The 3,914-nt window shown below is 74.3% G+C and carries 3 protein-coding genes and 1 pseudogene; 2 read left to right on the forward strand and 2 right to left on the reverse strand.

Annotated features, from left to right (window positions below; translation table 11 throughout):
• The first annotated feature begins 689 nt into the window (after window positions 1-689).
• Window positions 690-1,265, forward strand: coding sequence for a DUF6328 family protein (locus IE321_RS40950; RefSeq protein ID WP_229916845.1), 576 nt, complete (start codon window positions 690-692; stop codon window positions 1,263-1,265).
• 148 nt (window positions 1,266-1,413) lie between these two features.
• On the opposite strand, the gene IE321_RS40955 is transcribed toward IE321_RS40950, so the two are convergent.
• A complete protein-coding gene (locus tag IE321_RS40955; protein ID WP_079021822.1) occupies window positions 1,414-1,587 on the reverse strand; it encodes a CsbD family protein in 174 nt (57 codons plus the stop codon).
• A 104-nt stretch (window positions 1,588-1,691) separates the two neighbouring features.
• The gene (locus IE321_RS40960; protein ID WP_190226701.1) at window positions 1,692-3,422 is read right to left on the reverse strand and encodes a thiamine pyrophosphate-dependent enzyme; all 1,731 of its coding nucleotides are present in this window, start codon (window positions 3,420-3,422) and stop codon (window positions 1,692-1,694) included.
• Between the two features lie 180 nt (window positions 3,423-3,602).
• On the opposite strand from IE321_RS40960, the pseudogene IE321_RS40965 reads away from it, so the two are divergent.
• Window positions 3,603-3,914 (forward strand): annotated as a pseudogene (locus IE321_RS40965) (hypothetical protein); the annotation flags it as partial.

The following is a 3,914-nucleotide window of genomic DNA, read 5'->3' on the forward strand; positions in this document are numbered from 1 at the left end:
GCCTGACGGCCCCACGACCGCCCCGCCCGGGCTCCCCTTCCGGGCGGGGCGGTCGTCTGCCCCCGGGGCCGGTGGCCGGACGACCGCCGGCCCCGCGGGCCACGCGTGCGGGGACGACGCCGGGCCCGGCATCCGGACTCCGCGGGTTTGACGGCCGGAAGAGCGGCAAGGCGAACCGAAAGGCACCGGAAGAAAAGTGACGCGCGGTCGGTCGGCACCACCCCCAGGAGGGTGGACACGGAGAACCCGACCGGAGTTCCCGTCCGCTCCGCCCTCCGCCGTCCGCTCCACCCTCCGGCGACGCCGCCCTCGCGGTGGCCGGAGTCAGCGGTCCCGTCCGAGGACCCCAGCGCCCCGGGCGGGAGCGGCGGGAGCCGCACGCACGCTCCCACCGCGCCCCCCGGCGCGCCGTGCGGGCGGGACGGGCCGGAGCGAGGGCTCGGTGGCCCCGCCCCGTGGCCGGGCCGGCCGGTCCGGCGGTGCCTGACGCTGCGCCTCGGCGCGCGGGACGGAGGGCCCCGGTTCTTCCCGGGGCCCTCCGCCTGCCGTGTCCGGGGCGCGTTCCCACATCCGCCGAACCCCGTGGCGCGGTGCCCGCGAGGCACCCGCTGCCGATGATGGGCGAAGCACCGCCGGACCGGGGCGGTACGGGGTTCGTTCCTGGCCCATGTCTCGGAGGAGGATCTTTCATGGACGAACGGAACGGCGGCACGCCGAAGGACGGACGACGCGAGCAGGACGAGCGGAACACGGAGGGGGGCGTGCGGAGCGACGGCGGCGGATCCGGCGCCGGTGCGGACGGGCGGGGCGAGACGGAGGAGGAGCGTGCGGACCGACGCTGGCAGGAACTCCTCCAGGAGATCCGGGTTGCCCAGACCGGCGTCCAGATCCTCCTCGGATTCCTCCTCACGGTGGTCTTCACCCCGCTCTTCCACGAGCTGGAGCAGACCGACCGGACGATCTACCTCGTCACGGTCGTCCTGGGCTCGCTGGCGACGGGCGCGCTGATCGGCCCCGTCTCCTTCCACCGGATCGTGTCGGGGAAGCGGGTCAAGCCCCATGCCGTGGTCTGGGCCTCCCGGCTCACCTTCACCGGCATCCTGCTCCTCCTCGCCACGCTGACCTCCGCCCTCTTCCTCATCCTGAGGGTGGCGACGCACGACCCCTACGTGCCCTGGCTGGTCTCCGGCGTCCTCGCCTGGTACCTGGTCTGCTGGTTCGCCCTGCCCCTGTGGGTCCGCGCGCGCTACAGCGACGGGGACTGATCCCCCGCGGGTACGGACGGGGCCCGCCCTCCGCCCGTACCCGCACGACGGTCCGCTTCCGCACCCGCACGACGGAGGGGCGGCCCACCGGATGGTGGGCCGCCCCTCCGTGCCGGACGAGGTCCGTCGTCCGCCGGCTCGGGCCGGGTCAGTGCTTGAAGACGTCCTTCGCCTTCTCCTTGGCGCCCCGGGCGTCGCCCTTGGCCTGCTCGGCCCGGCCCTCCGCCTCCAGACGCTCGTCACCGGTCATCCGGCCGACCGCTTCCTTGGCCTTGCCCTTCGCCTGCTCGGCCTTGGCCTTCATCTTCTGCTCACCGGACACGGAAACCCACTCCTTCTCCACGGGGCACATGCGGAACATCTGACAGGGGACGCATGACCGGTATCGGCGGGAACAAACCGGCACGGGTCACGGCGGCGGGCCGCTCAGCCGGCACCCGACGGGAGGTTCTCCTTGATCTTGGCGATGGCGAAGCCCCAGCCCTGCGACACCGTCGGTTTGCCCGGCACGGCGACCTCCGCCGGGTTGGTCACCACGTCCAGGAGCACCGGACCGGGAAGGGCGAGCGCCTTGCGCACGGCCTCGTCCAGCTCGCCCGGGGCGGTGACGCGGATGCCGGTCAGCCCGAGCGCTTCGGCCACCGCGGCGAAGTCGGGGTTGTCGAGGACCGTGCCGAACTCGGGGAGCCCGGCCTGTTCCTGCTCCAGCTTGACCATGCCGAGACGGCGGTTGTCGAAGACGACGAGCTTCACGGGCAGCCGGGCGGAGCGGATGGTCATCAGGTCGCCCAGCAGCATGCCGAGCCCGCCGTCGCCGCAGAAGGCCACCACCTGGCGGTCCGGTGCCCACAGCTGGGCCCCGATGGCCTGGGGCATGGCGTTGGCCATGGAGCCGAGGTTGTACGAGCCGAGCAGCCGGCGGGTGCCGCGCATCCTCACGAACCGCGACAGCCACACCGTGGCCATCCCGGTGTCGGAGGTGAAGATCGCGTCGTCGGCCGCGTGCCGGTCGACCGCGGCCGCGAGGGCCTCGGGGCGGATCTCCTCCGCCCGGTTGTCGAACATCGCCCGCACCCGTCCCAGCAGGTGCCTGTCGTGCGCGGGGTCCGCGAGGCCGGCCTGGCTCTCCTGCCAGCGCGTGAACCGCTCGCGGGCCTCGTCGAGGTGGGACCGCGACGGGACGGGGGCCAGAAGCGGCAGCAGCGCCCGCAGCGTCGCTCCCACGTCCCCGGCGAGGCCCACGTCCACCGGGACGCGGCGGCCGAGGTGCTCCTCCCGCGTGTCGATCTGCACGACGCGGCAGTCCTCCGGGTACCAGTCCCGGTAGGGGAAGTCCGTGCCCAGCATGATCAGGGTGTCGCAGGTGTCCATGGCGTGGGCCGCGGCCGGATTCCCGATCAGTCCCGTCTGGCCGACCTCGTACGGGTTCTCCTCCTCGAAGCCCTCCTTGCCCTTCAGGGTCAGGACCATCGGCGCCGAGAGGAGCTCGGCGGCGCGCAGCGCCTCCTGGCGGGCCTCCCGGGCGCCGCGTCCCACCAGGAGGGTCACCCGGGACCCCCGGCCGATCGCCTCGGCCGCCGCGGCGAGCGCCGGGTCGGCGGTGCGGGTGACGGCGGGGCGGGGCAGTGCGAACCGCGGCGGCCGGTCCTCCTCGACCTCCTGGTCGCCGAGGTCCCCGGGGACGGTCAGCACGGCCACGACCCGCCGGGTCACGGCCGTGTGCACCGCCGACTCCAGCAGCCGGGGCATCTGGGCGGGCGAGGTCACGGTGGCCCGGTACACGGCCACGTCCCGGAAGAGGAGGTCGTTGTCCACCTCCTGGAAGTAGTCCCCGCCGACCTCCGACAGCGGGACCTGTCCGCAGATCGCCAGGACCGGCGCCCCGCTCTTGGCCGCGTCGTACAGCCCGTTGAGCAGGTGCACCGAGCCCGGGCCCACGGTGCCCATGCAGACGGCGAGGCCGCCCGACAGCTGGGCCCGCGCCCCGGCGGCGAAGGCCGCGGCCTCCTCGTGGCGGAAGCCGGTCCAGTCGATCCCGTCGGTGGTCCGGATGGCGTCGGTGAGCGGGTTGAGCGCGTCGCCGACCACGCCGAAGACGTTGTCGACGCCGAGATCCGCGAGACCGTCGACGATCACCTGGGCGACGGTACGGGGCATGAGAGGGCTCCTTTCACGAAGGACGTCGACCGGTGCGCCCGAGGCCGGACCGGTCCGGATGAGCTGTCCTTCAGCCGCCTGCCCGTGAAACCGGGACCGATGCGGGCAGCGGACCGGATGCCTCCGGGCCGGGGCGACACGGCAGGTTTAGTGCGGGCGCGGGCGGCGAGACGACCTCCCATGAGTGCCTCGGAGAAGAGCGAACAGAACCCGTTCCCCCGGCCCGGCCCGTACGCCGTACCGGACTACCCCGCCCCCTCACAGGTGGCCGACCCCGACCTGGGGGAGCTGTACGAGCCGACGGGCATGGGGGAGCCGCACCTGTTCCCCGCCCCGTTCGCCGAGCATGCCCGCACAGCCGCGCGGGCGGCCCGGGGCGCCGGTGACAGGCTGTGGACGGCCGTGCGGTCCCACAAGGCGCCGGCCGGGGGCGCGGCCGCCGGTACGGCGGCGGCCCTCGGCCTCGCGTACGCCCTGGGGCGCCGGTCCGGA

The organism is Streptomyces hydrogenans (assembly GCF_014656075.1).
Classification (GTDB): domain Bacteria; phylum Actinomycetota; class Actinomycetes; order Streptomycetales; family Streptomycetaceae; genus Streptomyces; species Streptomyces hydrogenans.

Excerpts from the sequence above, each read along its gene's own strand:
- IE321_RS40950 (WP_229916845.1), top strand. The coding sequence starts at position 690 with ATGGACGAACGGAACGGCGGCACGCCGAAGGACGGACGACGCGAGCAG.
- IE321_RS40960 (WP_190226701.1), bottom strand. The coding sequence starts at position 3,422 with ATGCCCCGTACCGTCGCCCAGGTGATCGTCGACGGTCTCGCGGATCTC.